The 19,916-nt window shown below is 72.6% G+C and carries 15 protein-coding genes; 13 read left to right on the top strand and 2 right to left on the bottom strand.

Features of this window, described 5'->3' with window-relative positions; translation table 11 throughout:
* Window positions 1–70 precede the first annotated feature (70 nt).
* A complete protein-coding gene (locus ACZ7OO_RS37545) occupies window positions 71–1,111 on the bottom strand; it encodes an Rv2578c family radical SAM protein (RefSeq protein WP_471511955.1) in 1,041 nt (346 codons plus the stop codon).
* A gap of 181 nt (window positions 1,112–1,292) precedes the next feature.
* On the opposite strand from ACZ7OO_RS37545, the gene ACZ7OO_RS37540 reads away from it, so the two are divergent.
* From ACZ7OO_RS37540 to ACZ7OO_RS37495, 10 genes are all read left to right on the top strand, one after another.
* The gene (locus tag ACZ7OO_RS37540; protein ID WP_352224235.1) at window positions 1,293–1,736 is read left to right on the top strand and encodes an SRPBCC family protein; all 444 of its coding nucleotides are present in this window, start codon (window positions 1,293–1,295) and stop codon (window positions 1,734–1,736) included.
* Window positions 1,737–1,916: 180 nt separating this feature from the next.
* Window positions 1,917–4,304 carry an MFS transporter gene (locus tag ACZ7OO_RS37535; protein ID WP_471511954.1) on the top strand — a complete coding sequence of 796 codons (2,388 nt, stop codon included), beginning with the start codon at window positions 1,917–1,919 and terminating at the stop codon, window positions 4,302–4,304.
* A 174-nt stretch (window positions 4,305–4,478) separates the two neighbouring features.
* Complete coding sequence (locus tag ACZ7OO_RS37530) at window positions 4,479–6,926, top strand: ATP-binding SpoIIE family protein phosphatase (RefSeq protein ID WP_471511953.1); 2,448 nt, start codon at window positions 4,479–4,481, stop codon at window positions 6,924–6,926.
* Between the two features lie 134 nt (window positions 6,927–7,060).
* Complete coding sequence (locus ACZ7OO_RS37525) at window positions 7,061–7,786, top strand: class I SAM-dependent methyltransferase (protein ID WP_471511952.1); 726 nt, start codon at window positions 7,061–7,063, stop codon at window positions 7,784–7,786.
* Window positions 7,787–7,953: 167 nt separating this feature from the next.
* Window positions 7,954–8,787 (top strand): M55 family metallopeptidase, encoded by an 834-nt coding sequence (locus ACZ7OO_RS37520; RefSeq protein ID WP_471511951.1) that lies wholly within the window; start codon window positions 7,954–7,956, stop codon window positions 8,785–8,787.
* A complete protein-coding gene (locus ACZ7OO_RS37515; protein ID WP_471511950.1) occupies window positions 8,780–10,084 on the top strand; it encodes a M20/M25/M40 family metallo-hydrolase in 1,305 nt (434 codons plus the stop codon). Before ACZ7OO_RS37520 ends, ACZ7OO_RS37515 begins: the two co-directional genes overlap by 8 nt.
* Window positions 10,085–10,092: 8 nt before the next feature.
* Window positions 10,093–12,027 (top strand): LpqB family beta-propeller domain-containing protein, encoded by a 1,935-nt coding sequence (locus tag ACZ7OO_RS37510; protein WP_471511949.1) that lies wholly within the window; start codon window positions 10,093–10,095, stop codon window positions 12,025–12,027.
* Window positions 12,024–12,947, top strand: coding sequence for a S66 peptidase family protein (locus ACZ7OO_RS37505; protein WP_471511948.1), 924 nt, complete (start codon window positions 12,024–12,026; stop codon window positions 12,945–12,947). The genes ACZ7OO_RS37510 and ACZ7OO_RS37505 overlap by 4 nt, the downstream gene beginning before the upstream one ends.
* A gap of 99 nt (window positions 12,948–13,046) precedes the next feature.
* Window positions 13,047–13,598, top strand: coding sequence for a GNAT family N-acetyltransferase (locus tag ACZ7OO_RS37500; RefSeq protein ID WP_471511947.1), 552 nt, complete (start codon window positions 13,047–13,049; stop codon window positions 13,596–13,598).
* 63 nt (window positions 13,599–13,661) lie between these two features.
* Window positions 13,662–15,584, top strand: coding sequence for a DUF5107 domain-containing protein (locus ACZ7OO_RS37495; protein WP_471511946.1), 1,923 nt, complete (start codon window positions 13,662–13,664; stop codon window positions 15,582–15,584).
* Here ACZ7OO_RS37495 and ACZ7OO_RS37490 read toward each other — a convergent pair whose 3' ends face one another.
* Complete coding sequence (locus ACZ7OO_RS37490) at window positions 15,585–15,935, bottom strand: VOC family protein (RefSeq protein ID WP_471511945.1); 351 nt, start codon at window positions 15,933–15,935, stop codon at window positions 15,585–15,587.
* Between the two features lie 87 nt (window positions 15,936–16,022).
* Between ACZ7OO_RS37490 and ACZ7OO_RS37485 the strand changes: the two genes are divergently transcribed.
* The 3 genes from ACZ7OO_RS37485 to ACZ7OO_RS37475 all read left to right on the top strand — a co-directional run bounded on the left by ACZ7OO_RS37485 (window position 16,023) and on the right by ACZ7OO_RS37475 (window position 19,870).
* A complete protein-coding gene (locus ACZ7OO_RS37485; RefSeq protein ID WP_471511944.1) occupies window positions 16,023–16,493 on the top strand; it encodes a phage holin family protein in 471 nt (156 codons plus the stop codon).
* A gap of 189 nt (window positions 16,494–16,682) precedes the next feature.
* A complete protein-coding gene (locus ACZ7OO_RS37480; protein ID WP_471511943.1) occupies window positions 16,683–18,026 on the top strand; it encodes an NAD(P)/FAD-dependent oxidoreductase in 1,344 nt (447 codons plus the stop codon).
* Entirely contained in the window at window positions 18,023–19,870 is a 1,848-nt protein-coding gene (locus ACZ7OO_RS37475) for a transketolase (RefSeq protein ID WP_471511942.1), read from the top strand. The genes ACZ7OO_RS37480 and ACZ7OO_RS37475 overlap by 4 nt, the downstream gene beginning before the upstream one ends.
* Window positions 19,871–19,916: the final 46 nt, after the last annotated feature.

The raw sequence follows: 19,916 nt of genomic DNA, 5'->3' as shown, positions 1-19,916 counted from the left end.
ACGTGTTCTGACGATTATTGACCCAGTTGGGCCGAGGGTTGCGCTCGAACGCTCTCGGCGACGACCGCTCTCAGAGCAGCGTGAGTTGCGTCGGCTCCGGCAGCGCGGGCTCCTCCTCGGTCGGCGGTACCGGCATCCGGCGGGGTGTCGCCGCGCGGTTCGGCCCGATGCCGTACTCCTCGGCCAGCTCGTGCACCTGACGGGTGATCCGGCGCTGGTACCACTTGGGCGCGTAGGCGCCCTCCGCGTACAGCCGCTCGTAGCGCCGGACGAGGTGCGGGTGGTGGGCCGCGAGCCAGCTCATGAACCACTCGCGGGCGCCGGGACGCAGATGCAGCACCAGAGGTGTCACGGAGGTGGCCCCGGCGGCGGCGATCGCGCGCACGGTGGCTCGCAGTTGGGCCGGGTGGTCGCCCAGGAAGGGGATCACGGGCGCCATCAGCACCCCGCAGCCGATGCCGACCTCGCCGAGGGCGCGTACCACCTCCAGACGGCGCTCGGGGGCCGGGGTGCCGGGCTCCACGGTGCGCCACAGCACGGGGTCGACGAAGCCGACCGACACCGAGACCCCGACGTCCGTGACCTCCGCCGCCCGCCGCAGCAGGTCGAGGTCGCGCAGGATCAGCGTGCCCTTGGTGAGGATCGAGAAGGGGTTCGCGTGCTCGGTGAGGGCCGAGATGATCCCCGGCATCAACCCGTAGCGGCCCTCCGCGCGCTGGTAGCAGTCGACGTTGGTGCCCATCGCTATGTGGTCGCCCTGCCAGCGCCGTGAGCCCAGCTGGCGGCGGAGCAGCTCGGGCGCGTTCACCTTGACCACGATCTGGGTGTCGAAGCCGATCCCGGTGTCGAGGTCCAGATAGCTGTGCGTCTTGCGCGCGAAGCAGTACACGCACGCGTGCGTGCAGCCCCGGTACGGGTTCACCGTCCACTCGAACGGCATCCGTGAGGCGCCCGGCACCCGGTTGATGATCGAGCGCGCCCGCACCTCGTGGAACGTGATCCCCCGGAACTCTGGGGTGTCGATGGTGCGGGTGGTGACCGCTTCCGCGCCGAACAGCGCGGTACCGGCCCGGCCGTGTTCGGCCTCCTCGGTGAGGTTCTCCCAGCGCATGACGCCTCCTCGGTAGCACTGCGCCCAGAATAGAACATCTGTTCCCATGATCGTGCGAACGATCTGTGGAGACCGCGCGGACGCCGTTTCCGACCGCTTCCGGCACCCCGATTTGGGCGGCCGGGCGCCGGGGTGGTTGGCTTGCCACCAACCCCGAGAACTCAGGTGCTGGAGGAAGTCAATGGCGCAGGTCGAGGCCACTACGGAGCGGGTCGTCGCGGCAGACGCGGAGACGGTGTTCGACGCGCTCGCCGACTACAGCGGCACGCGCGCGAAGCTGCTGCCCCAGCACTTCAGCGAGTACGAGGTGCGCGAGGGCGGCGACGGCGAGGGCACCCTCGTCCACTGGAAGCTCCAGGCCACCAGCAAGCGCGTCCGCGACTGCCTCCTGGAGGTCAGTGAGCCCACCGACGGCGAGCTGGTCGAGAAGGACCGCAACTCCTCCATGGTCACCACCTGGCGCGTCACCCCGGCCGGCGAGGGCAGCTCCAAGGTCGTGGTCCACACCACCTGGCAGGGCGCCGGCGGTATCGGGGGCTTCTTCGAGAAGACCTTCGCGCCCAAGGGCCTCGGCCGGATCTACGACGAGGTGCTCGGCAAGCTCGCCACCGAGGTGGAGAAGTAGTCCCGGTCCTGCGGCGGAGGTAACCGCGGGATGAACAGGGGGCGTTGACCCCCCTCACCGGTTCGAGTGGATCTCCGGGCCGGTCGCCCTTGTGCCGTAACTCGTCGTGCTTGCCCACAGTTGTCGCCCTACGGGAAATAAGGCGGGAACTGTGCGCAGGCGCGACGAGGGGAGCGGTACGTGGGGACGACTCTGGTGCAGTACGAGGAGCCGGCCGCGGCGCCCGCGGACGTCCCCGTGCCGGAACCCGCCCCGGACCCGGGACTCGGGCCGCGCCGCACCCGGCTGGTGTTCTGCGGGCTGATGCTCGCCCTGCTCCTCGCCGCCCTGGACCAGATGATCGTCGCCACCGCGCTGCCGAAGATCGTCGGCGAGCTGCACGGCCTGGAAAAGATGTCCTGGGCGATCACCGCCTATCTGCTGACCGCCACCGTCGGCCTCCCCGTCTACGGCAAACTCGGCGACCTCATCGGACGCAAGAGCGTCTTCCAGTTCGCGATCTTCGTCTTCGTCGTCGGCTCGGCGCTGGCCGGACGGGCCCAGAACATGGACCAGTTGATCGCCTTCCGCGCGGTGCAGGGCGTCGGCGCGGGCGGGCTGATGATCGGCGTCCAGGCGATCATCGCCGACATCGTGCCGCCCCGGCGGCGCGGCCGCTTCATGGGCCTGATCGGCGCCGCCTTCGGCCTGGCGTCCGTCGCCGGGCCGCTGCTCGGCGGCTACTTCACCGACCACCTCTCCTGGCGCTGGTGCTTCTACGTCAACGTGCCCTTCGGGCTGGTCACGCTGGCCGTCATCACCGCCGTGCTGAAGCTGCCGAAACCCACGGTCCGCGCTCGTTTCGACGTCCTGGGCACCCTGCTGCTGGCCGCCGCGTCCACCTGCCTGGTCCTGCTGACCAGTTGGGGCGGCACGGAGTACGAGTGGGGCTCGCGGGTCATCCTCGGGCTCGGGGCCGGTGCCGTGGTCGCCACCGTGCTGTTCCTGCTCGCCGAGCACCGCGCCGCCGAACCCCTCATCCCGCTGCGGCTGTTCCGCGACTCCGTCTTCAACGTGACCGGGCTCGTCGGGCTGGTCATCGGCGTCGCGCTGTTCGGCGCGGCCAGCTATCTGCCGACCTTCCTGCAGATGGTCGACGGCGCCTCGGCCACCGAGTCCGGGCTGCTGATGCTGCCCATGATGGGCGGGATCGTCGGCGCCTCGATCGTCGCCGGACAGCTCATCAGCCACACCGGGCACTACCGGATCTACCCGGTGCTCGGCGGGGCGCTGTCCGTCGGCGGCATGTGGCTGCTGTCCCGGCTCGCAGTCGACACCCCGCGCTGGCAGTACAGCATCTGGATGGCCGTGCTCGGCGCCGGCATCGGCATGGTGATGCCGGTCCTCATCCTCGCCGTACAGAACTCCGTACCGCCCGCCGACCTCGGCACCGCCACCAGCGCCAACAACTACTTCCGGCAGATCGGCGGCAGCGTCGGCGCCGCCGTCTTCGGCACCCTGTTCGCCGACCGGCTCGCCGACGCCCTGCGCAAACGTCTCCCCGCCCACGCCGGCGCCAGGCTGCCCGACCCCGAGTCCCTCACCCCGCAGCTCGTCCACGCGCTGCCCCCGGAACTGCGCGACGCCTACATCCGCGCCTACGCCGACGCGATGCCCCGGATCTTCCTCTACCTGGTCCCGATGCTCGTGCTCGGCCTGCTCATCGCCTGCTTCCTCAAGGAGAAACCGCTGGTGTCCCACAACACCGCCGAAACCACGTCCGCCCCCGTCAACGCCCCTATCCCGCAGGCCCGTTCGCCCTACACCGGCGCCGGGATCCCGGTCTGCGGCACGGTGCAGCACCCGGACGGGACCGTGGTGCCCCGCGCCGCACTCACCCTCATCGACGCCGTCGGCCGGCAGATCGGCCGGGGCGCCAGCGGGGACGACGGACGGTACGCCCTGTCCACGCCCGGCGCCGGGGCGTACGTGCTGATCGCCGCCGCCGGCGGCCACCAGCCGCAGGCCGTCTCCGTGACCGTCGGCGAGCGGCCCGTCGAACTGGACGTCGTCCTCGGCGGCGCCGGACGCCTCGCGGGCACCGTCCGCACCGCCGACGGCACGCCCGTCCGCGACGCCACCGTCACGCTCACCAACGTGCAGGGCGAGGTCGTCGCCAGCACCCGCAGCGGACGCGAGGGCGGCTATGTCATCACCGAGCTGGTCGCCGGCGAGTACACCCTCGCCGCCAGCGCCCCCGCCTTCCGCCCGGCCGCCCTCCCGGTCACCGTCCAGGCGTCCCGGGAGACCCGGCAGGACGTCGAGCTCGCGGGCGGCGCCGTACTGAAGGGCACCGTCCGGGCCGGCGGCGGGCGGCCCGTCGAGGACGCGCGCGTGACCCTCCTCGACGCCGCCGGGAACGTCGTGGACACCCTCACCACCGGCCCCGACGGAACGTTCCGGTTCGTCGACCTCTCCTCCGGCGAGTACACCGTCATCGCCGCCGGTTACCCGCCGGTCGCCACCGTGCTCCGGGTCGCGGGCGGCGGCCGCACCGAACGCGATCTCCAACTCGGGCACGAGGACTGACCGGACCGGAGCGCGAGGGCCGACCGGACCGGGCGCGGGGCGCCGACCTGCGCGCCGGTGCGCTCCGGTGAAACCAATTCCAGGATTGCCACACATCGCAACCGGCGGCCACCGTACGGTAGTGGCGGGCGGCACAGATCTTTTGCGGAGCCGTGGGGAGAGAGGGCCTGGTCCATGAACCATGGCAGCGAGCGGGACACACCTCCCAGCCTCGGTGCTGGGGAGGGCACGGCAGGCCGTATCCCCCTGGCCGTGGTCGTCGTCGACCGCGACGGGCAGGTCTCGCACTGGAGCACCGGCGCGCGCCGGCTCTTCGGCGCCGCCAAGGAGCAGGCGATCGGCCACTCCGTCCTCGACCTGCTGCCGGTCTCCGGGGCGCTCCCCGAGGACGACGAGATCACCCCCTACGGCGCCTACGCGGCCTACGACGGACTCGGCCCCGACCTGGAATCCTCCCTCGACGGACGGCTGAACTTCCCCGCCGCGGGCCGCGCCCGGCTCACCGTGCCGGACCGGGACCGCGCCGATGTGCTGTGGTGGGCGTATCCGCTGGTCGGCCCGGGCGACGAGCGGCTGCTTGTGCTCGCCGCCGATGCCGAGCGGCTACGCCGGTCCGAGCGCGACGAGGACATCCCCTTCGAGCGCATAGCGCCCGGATTCGCCCTGCACACCGACTTCCCCGGCGCCGAGGAACTCGCCCGCAGGCTCCCCGAGATCCTGCCCAGCATGAGCGTCGACGAGAGCGCCCGGATCGTCGCCCAGATCCTCGAACTCGGCTATCCGATTCTGGAGTTCAGCCAGAACGACCGGGTACCCGTCACCCCCGACTGGGGCGTCGCCCGGCGCACCGAGCGCAAGGCCCGCCGTGAGCGCGCCGCCCGGGTGGCCGCCCAGGGCCTGCCGCTGCCCGCCGACCTCACCGACGACGAGGGCGAGGACCTGGAGTACGCGGCCGTCCGCGAGCGCCTCGAATTCCTCAACGAGGTCAGCGGGAAGATCGGCACCTCGCTCGACCTGTCTCGCACGATCATCGAGGTCAGCAGAGCCGTCGTACCCCGCTTCACCGACGTCGCCGGCACCTATCTGCGCGAACAGGTCGTCGCCGGCGAGGGGTTCCCGGACGGGGTGCCCGACACCACCACCATGTGGCACCGGGTCGCCCTGGAGCACACCGACGAACCCGGCCGCTGGGACGACGTCGTACCGGTCGGCGAGGCCATGCCGTTCCCCGCGCACACGCCGTTCTTCCAGTGCATGACCACCGGCGAACCGGTCCTGGTGCCGCGCATCAGCGTGGAGATGGGCCACGCCATCGCCTCCCAGTTCGAGAAGCGCGACATCCGGCCACTGATCACCGGCCGGTCCATGCTGGTCGTGCCGCTGAAGGCACGCAACGTCGTGCTCGGCTTCATGATCCTGCTGCGCCACCCGGAGCGCGAGCTGTTCAACGACATGGACCGGGTCACCGGTGCCGAACTCGCCGCCCGCGCGGGCCTCGTGCTCGACAACGCACGCATGTACACCTTTCAGGAGAGCGTCGCCGAGACCCTCCAGGACAGCATGCTGCCGCACATCCCGCCGCGCATGGCGGGCTGCGACATCGCCACCCGGTATCTGCCGGGCACCCTGCTGGGCCGCGTCGGCGGCGACTGGTTCGACTCCGTGAAACTCCCGGGCGCCCGCACCGCCCTCGTCGTCGGCGACGTCATGGGCCACGGCCTCAACTCGGCCGCGATGATGGGTCAGTTGCGGACGGCCGTCCAGACCATGGCGGCCATGGACCTGCCGCCCGCCCAGCTCCTGCGCAACCTCGACGACCTGGCCCAGCGTCTCGGCGACGGCTATCTCGCCACCTGCCTCTACGCCGTCTACGACCCGATCGAGAGCGAACTCCACCTCGCCAACGCGGGCCATATCCCGCCCGTGCTGGTCCGGGCCGTCGACGGCCGCAGCGAACTCCTCGACCTGCCCACCGGGGCGCCCATCGGGGTCGGCGGGGTCGCCTTCGAGTCGCTGCGGGTGCGTGTGGAGCCCGGCGACCGGCTGGTGATGTGCACCGACGGACTCGTCGAGATGCGCGGCGAGGACATCGGCGTCGGCCTCGCCACCCTCTGCGAGTCCGCCGCCCACCCGGCCGCCTCCATGGACGACGCCTGCGACACCATCATCCGTGCCCTCAACACTCGCGGCGGCCGCAAGGACGACGTCGCCCTGCTGATGGCCCGCCTCAACGGCATCGAGCCGGAGGACGTCGCCGAATGGCGGCTCGCCCTCGACCCGGCCGAGGTCCGCCGGGCCCGTGCCGCCGTCCGCGAACAACTCCACGACTGGGGCCTGGCCCGCCTCGCCGAGCCCGCCGAACTGATGGTCAGCGAACTCGTCACCAACGCCCTGCGGCACTCCCACAGCCGCCCGGTCCAACTCCGGCTGATCCGCGGCGAGACCCTGCTCTGCGAGGTCGATGACGACGACCACACCCTGCCGACCCTGCTCGGCGCGGACCCCGGCGCCGCGGCTGGCCGTGGACTTCGGGTGGTCAGCACGCTGGCCAGGGAATGGGGCACCAGCCGCACGGCCGCCGGAAAGACCGTCTGGTTCGAACTCACCTCGCGCCGCCGCTGACCGGGGAGCCCACGTCCGTCGAAAGTGGGGTGAAGGAACGCGCCAGGCGCTTGTGGCCGAAACCAGCACAGGGTAAACCGTACTGGCCCGTCACTTGCGGCGGTCATCTGCGGTCACACCCTGGGGAGTTGGGCATGAGCGTGACGAGTCGATACCGGGACGCCTGGGAGGGCTTCTGGCGCGAGGCGCCCGACGAGCCGGGGGCGGTGTTCTGGGACGCCGAGCCGGAGGTCACCGCCGCGGTCCACGTCTCCCTCTTCGAGCCCCACCTCACCGACCCCGGCCTGCCCATGGTCGACCTCGGCTGCGGCAACGGCACCCAGACCCGCTTCCTCGCCGGCCGCTTCCCGCGCGTCCTGGGCACCGACATCGCCGAGGCCGCCCTGGAGCACGCCCGGCACGCCGACCCCGCCGGACAGGCCCGCTACCGGCAGCTGGACGCGGCGGAGAAGGGCGAGGCCGAGGCCCTGCACGCCGAACTCGGAGAGGCCAACGTCTATGTGCGGGGCGTTCTCCACCAGTGCGAACCCGACGACCGGCAGCCGATGATCGACGCCGTGGCCACGCTTGTCGGCGGTCGCGGCCGGGCCTTCCTCGTCGAGCTCTCCGAGGCCGCCCGCCCCATCCTCGGCGGTCTCGCCCAGAGCCCGTCCGGCCCGCCGCCCAAGCTCGCCCCGGTCTTCCGGCACGGCATCGCCCCCGGCGAGGTCGCCGACGACGCGGTGCCCGAGTACCTGCGCAACGCCGGCCTCGCGGTCCTCGCGAGCGGCGAACTGCCCCTGACGAGCACCGAGTTCACACCGGACGGCGAGCGGATCGTGCTGCCGTCGAAGTGGCTGGTGGCCGGACGCGCGAACTGACCACCGACGGACACCCGGAGCCCGCCCTTCGACGCGACGCGGCCGAAGGGCGGACTCATGTGCCGGGCCGGTCGGATGCCGCGTGCCGGGGGACGCCGTGGCCGCCGAACCGATCCTGCGGCCCACTTCCTGGCCGGTGGCCGCCGGGGCGCGTAACGTGGCGCACCATGAAGATCCTCATCAGCGCCGACATGGAGGGCGCCACCGGGGTGACCTGGCCAGGTGACGTACTGCCCGGTACACCGCAGTGGGAGCGGTGCCGGTCGATGTTCACCGCGGACGTCAACGCCGCCGTCCTCGGCTTCTTCGACGGCGGTGCCGACGAGGTCCTCATCAACGAGGCCCACTGGAGCATGCGCAATCTGCTCCTGGAGCGGCTCGACGAGCGCGCCGAGATGCTCACCGGCCGCCACAAGTCCCTCTCGATGGTCGAGGGCGTCCAGCACGGCGACGTCGACGGCATCGCCTTCGTCGGCTACCACACCGGCGCCGGCATGGAGGGCGTCCTCGCCCACACCTACCTCGCCAACTCCATCACCGGCGTCTGGCTGAACGACGTGCGCGCCAGCGAGGGCCTGCTCAACGCCCATGTCGTCGCCGAGTACGGCGTCCCGGTCGTCCTCGTCACCGGCGACGACCTGACCTGCGAGGACGCGCTCGGCTACGCGCCCGAGGCGCCGAAGGTCGCCGTGAAGGACCATGTCTCGCGGTACGCGGCCGTGTGCCGGGCGCCCGCCCGGACCGCCGCCGACATCCGAGCGGCGGCGAAGGAGGCGGCATCGCTCGCGGTGCGCCGGGCTCCGGTCGACAGCGGACCGTACACCGTCGCCGTCGAGTTCGACGCCACGCACCTCGCCCTCGCCGCGACCGTCGTGCCCGGCGTGGCGCAGGTCGGCGCACGGAAGGTCGCCTACACCAGCGTCACCATGTACGACGGCATCCGCACCTTCAAGGCCGTCACCACGATCGTCTCGGCCGCGGTGGAGGAGCAGTATGGCTGACGAACAGGCACTGGACGAGGTCGTCCGGTTCACCTCCGACCTGATCCGGATCGACACCAGCAACTTCGGCGGCGGCGACTGCCGGGAGCGCCCCGCCGCCGAGTACGCGGCCGAGCAGCTGGCGGGAGCGGGTTTGGAACCGATCCTCCTTGAGCGGACCGAGGGCCGTACCAACGTCGTCACCCGTATCGAGGGCACCGACCCGTCGGCCGACGCACTGCTGGTGCACGGTCACCTCGACGTGGTGCCCGCGCAGGCCGCCGACTGGAGCGTCGACCCCTTCTCCGGGGAGATCCGCGACGGGGTCGTGTGGGGCCGGGGCGCCGTCGACATGAAGAACATGGACGCGATGATCCTGGCCGTGGTGCGGGCCTGGGCCCGGGCGGGGGTACGGCCGCGCCGGGACATCGTCGTCGCCTTCACCGCCGACGAGGAGGCCAGCGCCGAGGACGGCTCCGGCTTCCTCGCCGGCCACCACCCCGAGCTGTTCGAGGGCTGCACCGAAGGCGTCAGCGAGTCGGGTGCCTTCACCTTCCACGACGGCACCGGGCGGCAGCTCTACCCCATCGCCGCGGGGGAGCGGGGCACAGGCTGGCTGAAGCTCACCGCGCGCGGCCGCGCCGGACACGGCTCCAAGGTCAACAAGGAGAACGCGGTCACCCGGCTCGCCGCCGCCGTCACCCGCATCGGCGAGTACACCTGGCCGCTCCGGCTCACCCCGACGGTCACCGCCGCCCTCACCGAACTCGCCGCCCTCTACGGCATCGAACCCGACCTGGACAAGGTCGACCTGCTCCTCGACAAGCTCGGCCCGGCCGCCAAACTGGTCGAGTCCACCGTCCGCAACAGCGCCAACCCGACCATGCTGAACGCCGGTTACAAAGTCAACGTCATCCCCGGCGAGGCCGTCGCCTTCGTCGACGGACGCCATCTGTACGGCACCGAGGACGAGTTCCGTGCCACCCTCGACCAGCTCACCGGGCCCGATGTCGACTGGGAGTTCCAGCACCGCGAGGTCGCCCTCCAGGCGCCGGTGGACTCACCGACGTACGCCCGGATGCGCGCCGCCGTCGAGGAGTTCGCGCCCGAAGGGCATGTGGTGCCGTACTGCATGTCCGGCGGCACCGACGCCAAGCAGTTCTCCCGGCTCGGCATCACCGGCTACGGTTTCACGCCGCTCCGGCTGCCGGAGGGCTACGACTACCAGGCCATGTTCCACGGCGTCGACGAACGCGTCCCCGCCGGGGCCCTGCACTTCGGCGTCCGGGTCCTGGACCGCTTCCTGCGCACGGCATAGGAGACATCGTGGAGACGAAGCCGTACGGCTCCTGGCCCTCACCCATCGACGCGGCCCTGGCCGCCGCGCACGACGGCAGCCCCGAGTGGGTGGGCTTCGTCGGCGGCGAGACCTGGTGGACCGAACCCCGCCCGCGGGAGGGCGGGCGCCGGACCCTGGTGCGGGGGAGCACCCGGGACTCCGTGCTGCCCGCGCCGTGGAACGTCCGCAGCCGGGTCATCGAGTACGGCGGACAGCCCTGGGCCGGTGCGGTCCCGGCCGATGGCGGTGAACCCCTGCTGGTCTTCGTCCACTTCGACGACCAGCGGCTGTACCGGTACGAGCCGGGCGCCGAGCCTCGCCCGCTTACCCCGCCCGGACCCCGGTGGGCGGACCCGTGGTTGCTGCTCGACCGGGGTGAAGTCTGGTGCGTGCTGGAGGAGTTCACAGGGGACCACCCCGACGATGTGCGGCGGGTGCTCGCCGCCGTACCGCTGGACGGCTCGGCCGCCCAGGACCGGGCCGCCGTACGCGAACTCACCGACGACCGGCACCGGTTCGTGACCGGGCCGCGCCTCTCGCACGACGGGCGGCGGGCCGCATGGCTCGCCTGGGACCATCCGCGGATGCCGTGGGACGGCACGGAGCTGCTGGTCGGCGAGGTCGGCGACGACGGTGTGCTGCACAGGGTCCGCACGGTCGCGGGCGGCCCCGAGGAGTCCATCGCCCAGGTCGAATGGTCCACGGACGACCGTCTCCTGTACGCGAGTGACCGCAGCGGCTGGTGGAACCTCTACCGCGACGGCAGCCCGCTGTGCCGGCGCGAGGAGGAGTTCGCCGGGCCGCTCTGGAAGCTCGGCCAGCGCTGGTTCGCACCGCTGGACAACGGGCTGATCGCCGTCGTCCACGGCCGGGGGTCGACCGCGCTCGGGATACTCGACCCGGAGTCCGGTGAACTCGTCGACGCCGCCGGACCCTGGACCGAGTTCGCGCCCGCCCTCGCGGCGCACGGCACCCGCGTCGTCGCGGTCGGCGCGAGTCCCCGCACCGCGTACGAAGTGATCGAACTCGACACCGCGAGCGGCCGCGCCAGGGTCGTCGGCGCCGCCCACCGCGACCCGGTCGACCCCGCCCACTACCCCGAGCCGCAGGTCCGCACCTTCACCGGCCCGGGCGGCCGCGAGGTGCACGCCCACATCTACCCGCCCCACCACCCCGGCCACACCGGCCCCGACGGCGAGCTGCCGCCCTACGTCGTCTGGGCACACGGCGGCCCCACCAGCAGGGTGCCGCTCGTCCTCGACCTGGCGATCGCCTACTTCACCTCCCGGGGCATCGGGGTCGCCGAGGTCAACTACGGCGGCTCCACCGGGTACGGGCGGGAGTACCGCAACCGGCTGCGCGAGCAGTGGGGCGTGGTCGACGTCGAGGACTGCGCGGCCGTCGCCCTCGCCCTCGCCGAGGAGGGCACCGCCGACCGCGCCCGGCTCGCCATCCGGGGCGGCAGCGCCGGCGGCTGGACCGCCGCGGCTTCGCTGACCAGTACCGACGTCTACGCCTGCGGGACCATCGCCTATCCCGTCCTCGACCTCACCGGCTGGGGCACCGGGGAGACCCACGACTTCGAGTCCCGGTACCTCGAGTCGCTGATCGGCCCGCTGGCCGAGGTGCCCGAGCGGTATGTGGAGCGCTCGCCCAGCGAGCACGCCGACCGGCTCACCGCGCCCTTCCTGCTGCTCCAGGGCCTGGACGACGTGATCTGCCCGCCCGTGCAGTGCGAACGCTTCCTCGCCAGGCTCGACGGACGCCAGGTGCCGCACGCGTACCTCACCTTCGCGGGCGAGGGACACGGCTTCCGCCGCGCCGAGACCATGGTTCGTGCCCTGGAGGCCGAACTCGCCCTGTACGCCCAGGTGTTCGGGCTGATCGCGCCCGGGATTCCCGAGTTGGAGCTGGTGAAGTGAGAGAGTTGGCACGGCCGCCGAGGCTCACCCCCGGAGCGCGGGTCGCCGTCGTCGCGCCGAGCGGGCCGGTGGTGGAGGAGCGGCTCCAGGCAGGCCTCGACATCCTGGGCGGGTGGGATCTCGACCCGGTGGTGGCACCCCATGTGCTCGCCAAGGACGGCGGGTTGGGGTATCTGGCGGGCTCGGACTCCGACCGGGCCGCCGACCTCCAGCGGGCCTGGTGCGACCCGTCCGTGTCCGCCGTGCTCTGCGCACGCGGCGGCTTCGGCGCACAGCGCCTCGTCGACCTGCTCGACTGGGAGGCGATGCGGGCCGCGGGGCCGAAGGCGTTCGTCGGTTTCAGCGACGCCACCGTGCTGCACGAGGCGTTCGCGACCCGGCTCGGACTCGCCACCCTGTACGGCCCGGTGGCCTCGGGCGCCGACTTCGTCAAGAGCGCCGAGGCACAGGAGCACCTGCGGGCCACCCTGTTCACCCCGGAGACGGTCCGCACCATCACCGCCCGGGGCACCGCGCTGGCGCCCGGTGGGGCCCGGGGCGTCACGGTCGGCGGCTGCCTGCGCCTGCTCGCGACCGGCATCGGCACCCCGCACACCCACCCGGGCGCGCGCGGCGGCCTGCTCCTGCTGGAAGACGTGGGCGAACAGCCGTACAGCCTCGACCGGAGCATCACCCAGCTGCTGCGGTCCGGCTGGCTCGACGGCGTCGCCGGGATCCTGCTCGGGTCCTGGGACGGCTGCGGACCGTACGAGGGCGTGCGGGCGACGCTCGCCGACCGGCTCGGCGGGCTGGGAGTGCCGGTGGTGGAGGAGTTCGGCTTCGGGCACTGCGAGGCGGCCCTGACGATCCCGCTCGGCGTCGCGGCGGAGCTGGACGCCGACGCGGGCACGCTCACCCTGCTGGAGCCGGCCCTGCGCTGAGGCCGCGTGGGCAGCGGCGCTCGCCGTGCGGGGCGGGGGGCCGCCGGCGCAGCCTGGGCGTCCGAGCTCGAAGGCCGCGGCGCCGCGTAGGGTGGCCGGATGCCGCACATCGCATCCCGCTATCTCGCCGAGGGCCCCCGTGTGGGCATCCGTCCCTTCACCTACGAGGACGGCGCCGAGTTCATCGCCCGGGCCCGGGAGAGCAAGGACCTCCACCAGCCCTGGCTCTTCCCGCCCACCACGGACGCGGCCTACGCCGGCTACGCGGGCCGGCTGATCGAGGACCGCAGCAAGGCCGGGTTCCTGGTCTGCGAGAAGGACGACGGGGCGATCGCCGGGTTCATCAACATCAACAACATCGTCGAGGGCGGCTTCCAGTGCGGTGCCCTCGGCTACGGGGTGTTCGCGCACGCGGCGGGGCGCGGGCTGATGCGGGAGGCGATGGGGCTGGTCGTGGACCACGCCTTCGGGCCGATGAGGCTGCACCGGCTGGAGATCAATGTGCAGCCCGGCAACGCCGCGTCCATCGCGCTCGCGCGTGGCGCCGGCTTCCGCCTGGAGGGCTTCTCGCCGAACATGATCTACATCGACGGGGCCTGGCGGGACCACGAACGGTGGGCGATCACCGCGGAGATGCGCACGGGCGGTTGAGCCCGGCCTTTGCGCAATCCTGACCGGCAGCTCCCCTGGTCAGCTCATCCCACGCCGGGTTCCATGGTGATCGTGACGAGGATCCGACGTGAGGTACTGACCCTGCCCGCGGCGGAGTTGGGCCCGGACAACCCGCTGCCGCCGCTCCGCCCCCCGGGCGAGATCCACCGCGCCGACGAGCGCGACCGGGACGACCTGCCCGCGGACATGGCCCGGCAGTTCGGCTACGAGCCGCTCCGCAGCCTCCTCCCGGTGTGGATCCGCGACGGCTACGGCAGAACCCGCGAAACCCGCCCCCTCGACACGCTCGTGATCGAGAACGACCGGCTGCGCGCCACCGTGCTGCCCGGCCTCGGCGGCCGCGTCGCCTCCCTCGTCCATCTGCCCACCGGCCGCGAACTCCTCTACCGCAACCCGGTGTTCCAGCCCGCCGACTTCGCCCTCAACGGCGCCTGGTACTCCGGTGGGATCGAATGGAACATCGGCGCCACCGGCCACACCACCCTCTCCTGCGCCCCGCTGCACGCGGCCCGGGTCCGCGCCCCCGACGGCGGCGACATGCTTCGGCTGTGGGAGTGGGAGCGGCTGCGCGACCTGCCCTTCCAGGTCGACCTGTGGCTGCCGGACGGCTCCGACTTCCTGTACGTCGGCGTCCGCGTCCGTAACCCGCACGAACGCCCGGTGCCGCTCTACTGGTGGTCCAACACGGCCGTACCTGAGGACCGCCGGGTCGTGGTTCCGGCCGCTGAGGCCTGGGAGTTCGGGCCCGAACGCCGACTGCGCCGGGTAGCCGTTCCGTCGTACGACGCGCAACACCGGTACGCGACCGACTACTTCTACGACATACCGGACGGCCGGCGCCGCTGGATCGCCGCGCTGGACGCGGACGGGCACGGGCTGGCGCAGACGTCGACCGACGAACTACGTGGCCGGAAGCTGTTCGTGTGGGGCTCGGGGCCCGGTGGCCGGCGCTGGCAGGAATGGCTCGGCGGACCCGGCACCGGCGGCTACCGCGAGATCCAGGCCGGGCTCGCCCGCACCCAGCTGGAGCACGTCCGGCTGGAGGCGGAGAGCGAGGTTTCGTGGCTGGAGGCGTACGGGCCGCTGTCCGCCTCGCACGACGTGGAGACGGTGGAGGAGCGGCTGGCGGCCGTCCTGCCCCGCGCCGGGCTCGACGCCGCGTACGCGGCCTGGCAGCCGTACGCCGACACCGCACCCGGCGAGATCCTCGCCACCGGCTCCGGCTGGGGTGCGCTCGAAGTGCTGCGCACTGACTGGAAGCTGCCCGGCACCCCGTTCGCCGAGTCCACGCTGGGCGAGGACCAGGCGCCCTGGCTGGAACTGCTGCGCACCGGCACGCTCCCCGAACCCCGCCGGGTACGGCCGCCGGGACCCACCCTGGTCGCCCCGCACTGGCGGGACATGCTGGAGACGGCCCCCGCGACCCCGCACACCGAGTACCACCTCGGCGTCGCCCAGTGGCACGCCGGCGACCGCGCCCAGGCCGTCCGCAGCTGGGAGCGGGCCCTCCAGCTCGCGCCGTCCCTGTGGCCGTTGCTGCGCTGTCTCGCCGTCGCCGACCAGGAGTACGGGCACCACGAGCGGGCCGCCGAGCGGTACGCCGACGCCTTCGACGACCTGTGCCGGGAACGCCGAGACGACGGCGAGGCCTGGACGGCGGCCGCTGCCGCGCTGGGCCGCGAGGCCCTCGAAGCGCTGCTGCGGGTACGGCGGGTCGCTGACGCCCGCACCGTCTGGGAGGCGCTGTCGCCGACGACCCGGGAGCGCGGCCGGTTCCGGCTCCTGGAGGCCGAGTTGCTGCTCGCCGAGGGACGGCGGGCAGCGGCCCGGGCCGTGTTCGAGGACGGGTTCGAGGTGGCCGACCTGCGGGAAGGGGCCGATGACATCGGCCGGTTGTGGCAGCGGCTCGGTGACGAACCGCTGCCCGGTCGGTACGACTTCCGGATGCGGCCGGGGAACCCCTGATCAGGCCGGGCGCTGATCGACGTACTCGAACACCGAGCCGTCCGGGTGCATCGCGAGCAGATTGCGGCCGGCGGGGGTGGGCACCGGCCCGGCGAGGATGTGGGCGCCGAGGTCGTCCAGCAACTGGTGGGCCGCATCGACGTCCTGGACCGCGATCGTCGCGGTCACCTTGCGCAGCACCTCCAGCTCCGACTCCGGTCCGCTCATCAGAAGGAAGGAGCCGACCGCGGCGACCTGGACGCCCCCGCGTTCGAAACGGAGGGCTCTGCCGCCGGAGAGGCGTTCGTAGAACGGGATCGCTGTTTCGAGGTCGTCGACGCAGATGCGCAGGGAGGCGCCCAGAATCTCCATGGGACGAGCCTAGTTGGCACCGGACGCGAAGACGCCGCCTCCGGTGATCTCCTGTTACGGCTTTTCATGTCCGGGTACCCGGCCGACATGGAACATCTGGATCATCTCGAACATCTGGACAAGGACCTCGTCGACGAACTGGCGCAGGTCGCGCGCGAGACCGTACGGGATGAGCTGCGCGAGCAGGGCCGCAAGCGGCGGCGGGCCGCCGTGCTGTACGGCGCCTCCGGTGCGGTCGCCCTGTACGCCGGCGCCGCGGTGGCATTGGCCGTGGGCCTGGCGCTGGCGATCGTGCTCCCGGGGTGGGCCGCGGCACTGATCACCGCAGTGATCCTGAGTGCGGTCGCCTATCTGCTGAGGGAGGCAGGCCGACCCAGCAGGCCGCACGCCCCCCATCGGGTCGTCGGCGGAAGCGCACCCGCGGGGCCGCCCGGTGGGATGGGGCTGCCGTACCCGCCCATGCCGCCGGAGCCGCCGGTCACACCGATCACCCCGGTCACTCCGGTGACGCCTGATGCCGACCAGGAGGCGCCGCGCGCGCCGCACCGTCGGGCCTGAGGCCGACAGCGCCGTTCGCCGGCCGTGGAGCGCCCAGTGCCGACCGCCGACCGCCGCCGCGGGTTGGGTGCGGCCGGTCGAGCGGTTCCCGGCGCCCCGTGCGGGCGCCTTCGGCGGGCGGCGTCCGCCCGGCCCGCCTACGGTTGCCTGGGAAGCCTCGGACCCCAGACGCATCCCCGGAGGCGCACCGTGAGTCGTCGACCCCGGATCGTGATCGTCGGCGCCGGGTTCGCCGGGTATCGCGCGGCCCGTACCCTCGCGCGGCTGGCCCGGAACCGTGCCGACATCACTCTTCTCAACCCCACCGACTACTTTCTGTATCTGCCCTTGCTGCCCCAGGTCGCCGCCGGGATCCTCGATCCCCGGCGGATCGCCCTGCCCCTGTCCGGCACCTTGCGCGGAGTGCGCACCGTGCTCGGGGAAGCGGACGGCGTCGATCTCGACGGGAAGCGGGTGCACTACACCGACCCCGAGGGCGTCCGCGGTGCCCTCGGCTATGACCGGCTGGTGCTCTGCGTCGGCAGCGTCAACAAGCTGTTGCCCATCCCCGGCGTCGCCGAGCACGCGCACGGCTTCCGCGGACTGCCCGAGGCCCTCTACCTCCGTGACCATGTGATCCGGCAGACCGAGCTGGCAGCCGTCGCCGCGGACGCCGGTCTCGCCGCCGCCCGGTGCACCTTCGTCGTCGTCGGCGCCGGATACACCGGCACCGAGGTGGCCGCTCATATGCGGATGTTCACCGCCGAGCTCGCCCGCCGTAACCCCCTCCCGTACGGGGTGCGGCCACGCTGGCTGTTGCTGGACGTGGCGCCCCGCGTGCTGCCCGGGATGGACGACAAGCTGTCCCGCACGGCCGACCGGGTGCTGCGCCGGCGGGGGGTCGAGGTGCGCATGGGGACCTCCGTGAAGGAGGCCACCCGGGACGGGGTGCTGCTCTCCGACGGCGAGTTCGTCGCCTCGCGGACCCTGGTGTGGTGTGTGGGGGTGCGGCCCGACCCGCTGGTCGAGGGCACCGGGCGGCCGCTGGAGAAGGGGCGGCTGATCGTCGACCCGTATCTCCAGCTCCCCGGTTGCGACGACGTGTTCGCCTGCGGGGACGCGGCCGCCGTGCCGGACCTGGCGAATCCCGGCGCGTTCACCCCGATGACCGCCCAGCACGCGTGGCGGCAGGGGCGGGTGGCCGGCGAGAACGTGGCCGCCTCGCTCGGCAGCGGAAGGCCCCGGCGCCCCTACCGCCACCGTGACCTGGGGTTCGTCGTCGACCTCGGAGGTCTCCAGGCCGCCGCCGACCCGCTCGGGGTGCCCCTGTCCGGGCCGCCCGCCGGGCTGGTGACCCGCGGCTACCACCTCGCGGCGATGCCCACGGGCCGGGTACGGGTCGCCGCCGACTGGCTGCTGGACGCCGTACTGCCGCGCCAGGGCGTGCAGTTGGGCCTCGTGCGGTCCTGGTCGGTGCCGCTGGACACGGCCTCACCGGAGCTGCCGAAGGCCCCCGAAACCGCTACCGACACTCCCTCCGAAGGAGCCTCATGAACACCGCAGAACTCGTCGAACTCGCCCAGCAGCTGCGCGTGGACAGCGTGCGGGCGGCCGCTGCGGCCGAGTCCGGGCATCCGACCTCGTCGATGTCCGCCGCCGATCTGATGGCGGTCCTGCTCGCCCACCATCTGCGCTACGACTTCGACCGGCCCGCCCACCCCGGAAACGACCGCCTCATCCTCTCCAAGGGCCACGCCTCGCCCCTGCTGTACGCCGCCTACAAGGCGGCCGGTGCCATCGAAGACGCCGAACTGCTCACCTTCCGCAAGCTCGGCTCCCATCTGGAGGGGCACCCCACCCCGCGCCGGGTGCCCTGGGTCGAGACCGCCACCGGCTCCCTCGGCCAGGGCCTGCCGGTCGGCGTCGGTATCGCGCTGTCCGGGAAGCGGCTGGAGCACGGCCGGTACCGGACCTGGGTGCTGTGCGGGGACAGCGAACTGGCCGAGGGCTCGGTGTGGGAGGCCGCCGAGCACGCCGGGTACGAGCATCTCGACAACCTCACCGCGATCGTCGACGTCAACCGGCTCGGCCAGCGCGGCCCCACCCGGCACGGCCACGACCTCGACGCCCACGCCCGCCGCTTCCAGGCCTTCGGCTGGCACACCGTGGAGATCGACGGCCATGACGTGGACGCCATCGACCGCGCCTACGGCGAGGCCGCGTCCACGGTCGGACAGCCCACGGTGATCCTCGCCCGCACCCGCAAGGGCCGGGGCGTCGCCGCCGTCGAGGACCGCGAGGGCATGCACGGCAAGCCGCTGCCGGACGCCGAGGAGGCCATCGCCGAACTGGGCGGAATCCGCGACCTCCACGTTCATGTGCAGGAGCCTCCGGCGGCCCGTGCCCTGCACTCCGTGCCCACCGGCACGCTCGAACTCCCGCGCTACGACAAGGGCGACGAGGTTCCCACCCGGGACGCCTTCGGCAAGGCGCTGGCCGCGCTCGGCACCGCACGCGCCGACGTCGTCGCACTGGACGGCGAGGTCGGCGACTCCACCCGTACCGAGTTCTTCGGCAAGGAACACCCCGACCGCTACTTCGAGTTCTACATCGCGGAACAGCAACTCGTCGCGGGCGCCGTCGGCATGGCCACCCGCGGCTGGGTACCGTACGCCGCCACGTTCGCCGCCTTCCTCACCAGGGCCCACGACTTCGTCCGCATGGCCTCGATCAGCGGCAGCGGGATCAACCTGGTCGGCTCGCACGCGGGCGTCTCGATCGGTCAGGACGGGCCCTCCCAGATGGGCCTGGAGGACCTGGCGATGTTCCGCTCCGTGTACGGCTCGACCGTGCTGTACCCCTGCGACGCCAACCAGACCGCCAAACTCGTCGTGACCATGGCCGGGCTCGACGGCATCCGCTACCTGCGCACCTCGCGCGGTGCGAGCCCGGTGATCTACGGGCCGGACGAGGAGTTCCCGGTGGGCGGCAGCAAGGTGCTGCGCTCCTCCGCCGAGGACCGGCTGACCGTGGTCGCCGCCGGGGTCACCCTGCACGAGGCGCTGAAGGCCGCCGACGCGCTCGCCGAGGACGGCATCCGGATCCGGGTCGTCGACCTGTACTCGGTCAAGCCCGTCGACCAGCAGACCCTGCGCCGGGCCGCCGAGGAGACCGGCTGTCTGCTCACCGTCGAGGACCATCGCGAGGAGGGTGGACTCGGTGACGCGGTCGCCGAGGCGTTCGCCGACGGCCGGCCGGTACCGCGCCTGGTACGGCTCGCCGTGCGGACCATGCCGGGCTCGGCCGCGCCCGACCAGCAGCTGCACGCGGCGGGCATCGACGCCGAGTCGATCGCGGCGGCCGGGCGACTGCTGGTCGAGGAGGCCGTCGTGCGATGACCGGTGACGAGGTGGTCGTGCGATGACCGCCGACGAGGTGATCATG

The sequence above is a fragment of the Streptomyces sp. NPDC111744 genome (genome assembly GCF_055634995.1).
The sequence above is the reverse complement of the archived record's forward strand: the minus strand, read 5'-3'. Positions and strand labels throughout refer to the sequence as shown.

Bases quoted from the DNA above. Each gene is read 5' to 3' on its own strand.
- ACZ7OO_RS37545 (WP_471511955.1), bottom strand. From the start codon at position 1,111: ATGCGCTGGGAGAACCTCACCGAGGAGGCCGAACACGGCCGGGCCGGT.
- ACZ7OO_RS37540 (WP_352224235.1), top strand. From the start codon at position 1,293: ATGGCGCAGGTCGAGGCCACTACGGAGCGGGTCGTCGCGGCAGACGCG.
- ACZ7OO_RS37530 (WP_471511953.1), top strand. From the start codon at position 4,479: ATGAACCATGGCAGCGAGCGGGACACACCTCCCAGCCTCGGTGCTGGG.
- ACZ7OO_RS37525 (WP_471511952.1), top strand. From the start codon at position 7,061: ATGAGCGTGACGAGTCGATACCGGGACGCCTGGGAGGGCTTCTGGCGC.
- ACZ7OO_RS37520 (WP_471511951.1), top strand. From the start codon at position 7,954: ATGAAGATCCTCATCAGCGCCGACATGGAGGGCGCCACCGGGGTGACC.
- ACZ7OO_RS37515 (WP_471511950.1), top strand. From the start codon at position 8,780: ATGGCTGACGAACAGGCACTGGACGAGGTCGTCCGGTTCACCTCCGAC.
- ACZ7OO_RS37500 (WP_471511947.1), top strand. From the start codon at position 13,047: ATGCCGCACATCGCATCCCGCTATCTCGCCGAGGGCCCCCGTGTGGGC.
- ACZ7OO_RS37495 (WP_471511946.1), top strand. From the start codon at position 13,662: ATGGTGATCGTGACGAGGATCCGACGTGAGGTACTGACCCTGCCCGCG.
- ACZ7OO_RS37490 (WP_471511945.1), bottom strand. From the start codon at position 15,935: ATGGAGATTCTGGGCGCCTCCCTGCGCATCTGCGTCGACGACCTCGAA.
- ACZ7OO_RS37485 (WP_471511944.1), top strand. From the start codon at position 16,023: ATGGAACATCTGGATCATCTCGAACATCTGGACAAGGACCTCGTCGAC.
- ACZ7OO_RS37475 (WP_471511942.1), top strand. From the start codon at position 18,023: ATGAACACCGCAGAACTCGTCGAACTCGCCCAGCAGCTGCGCGTGGAC.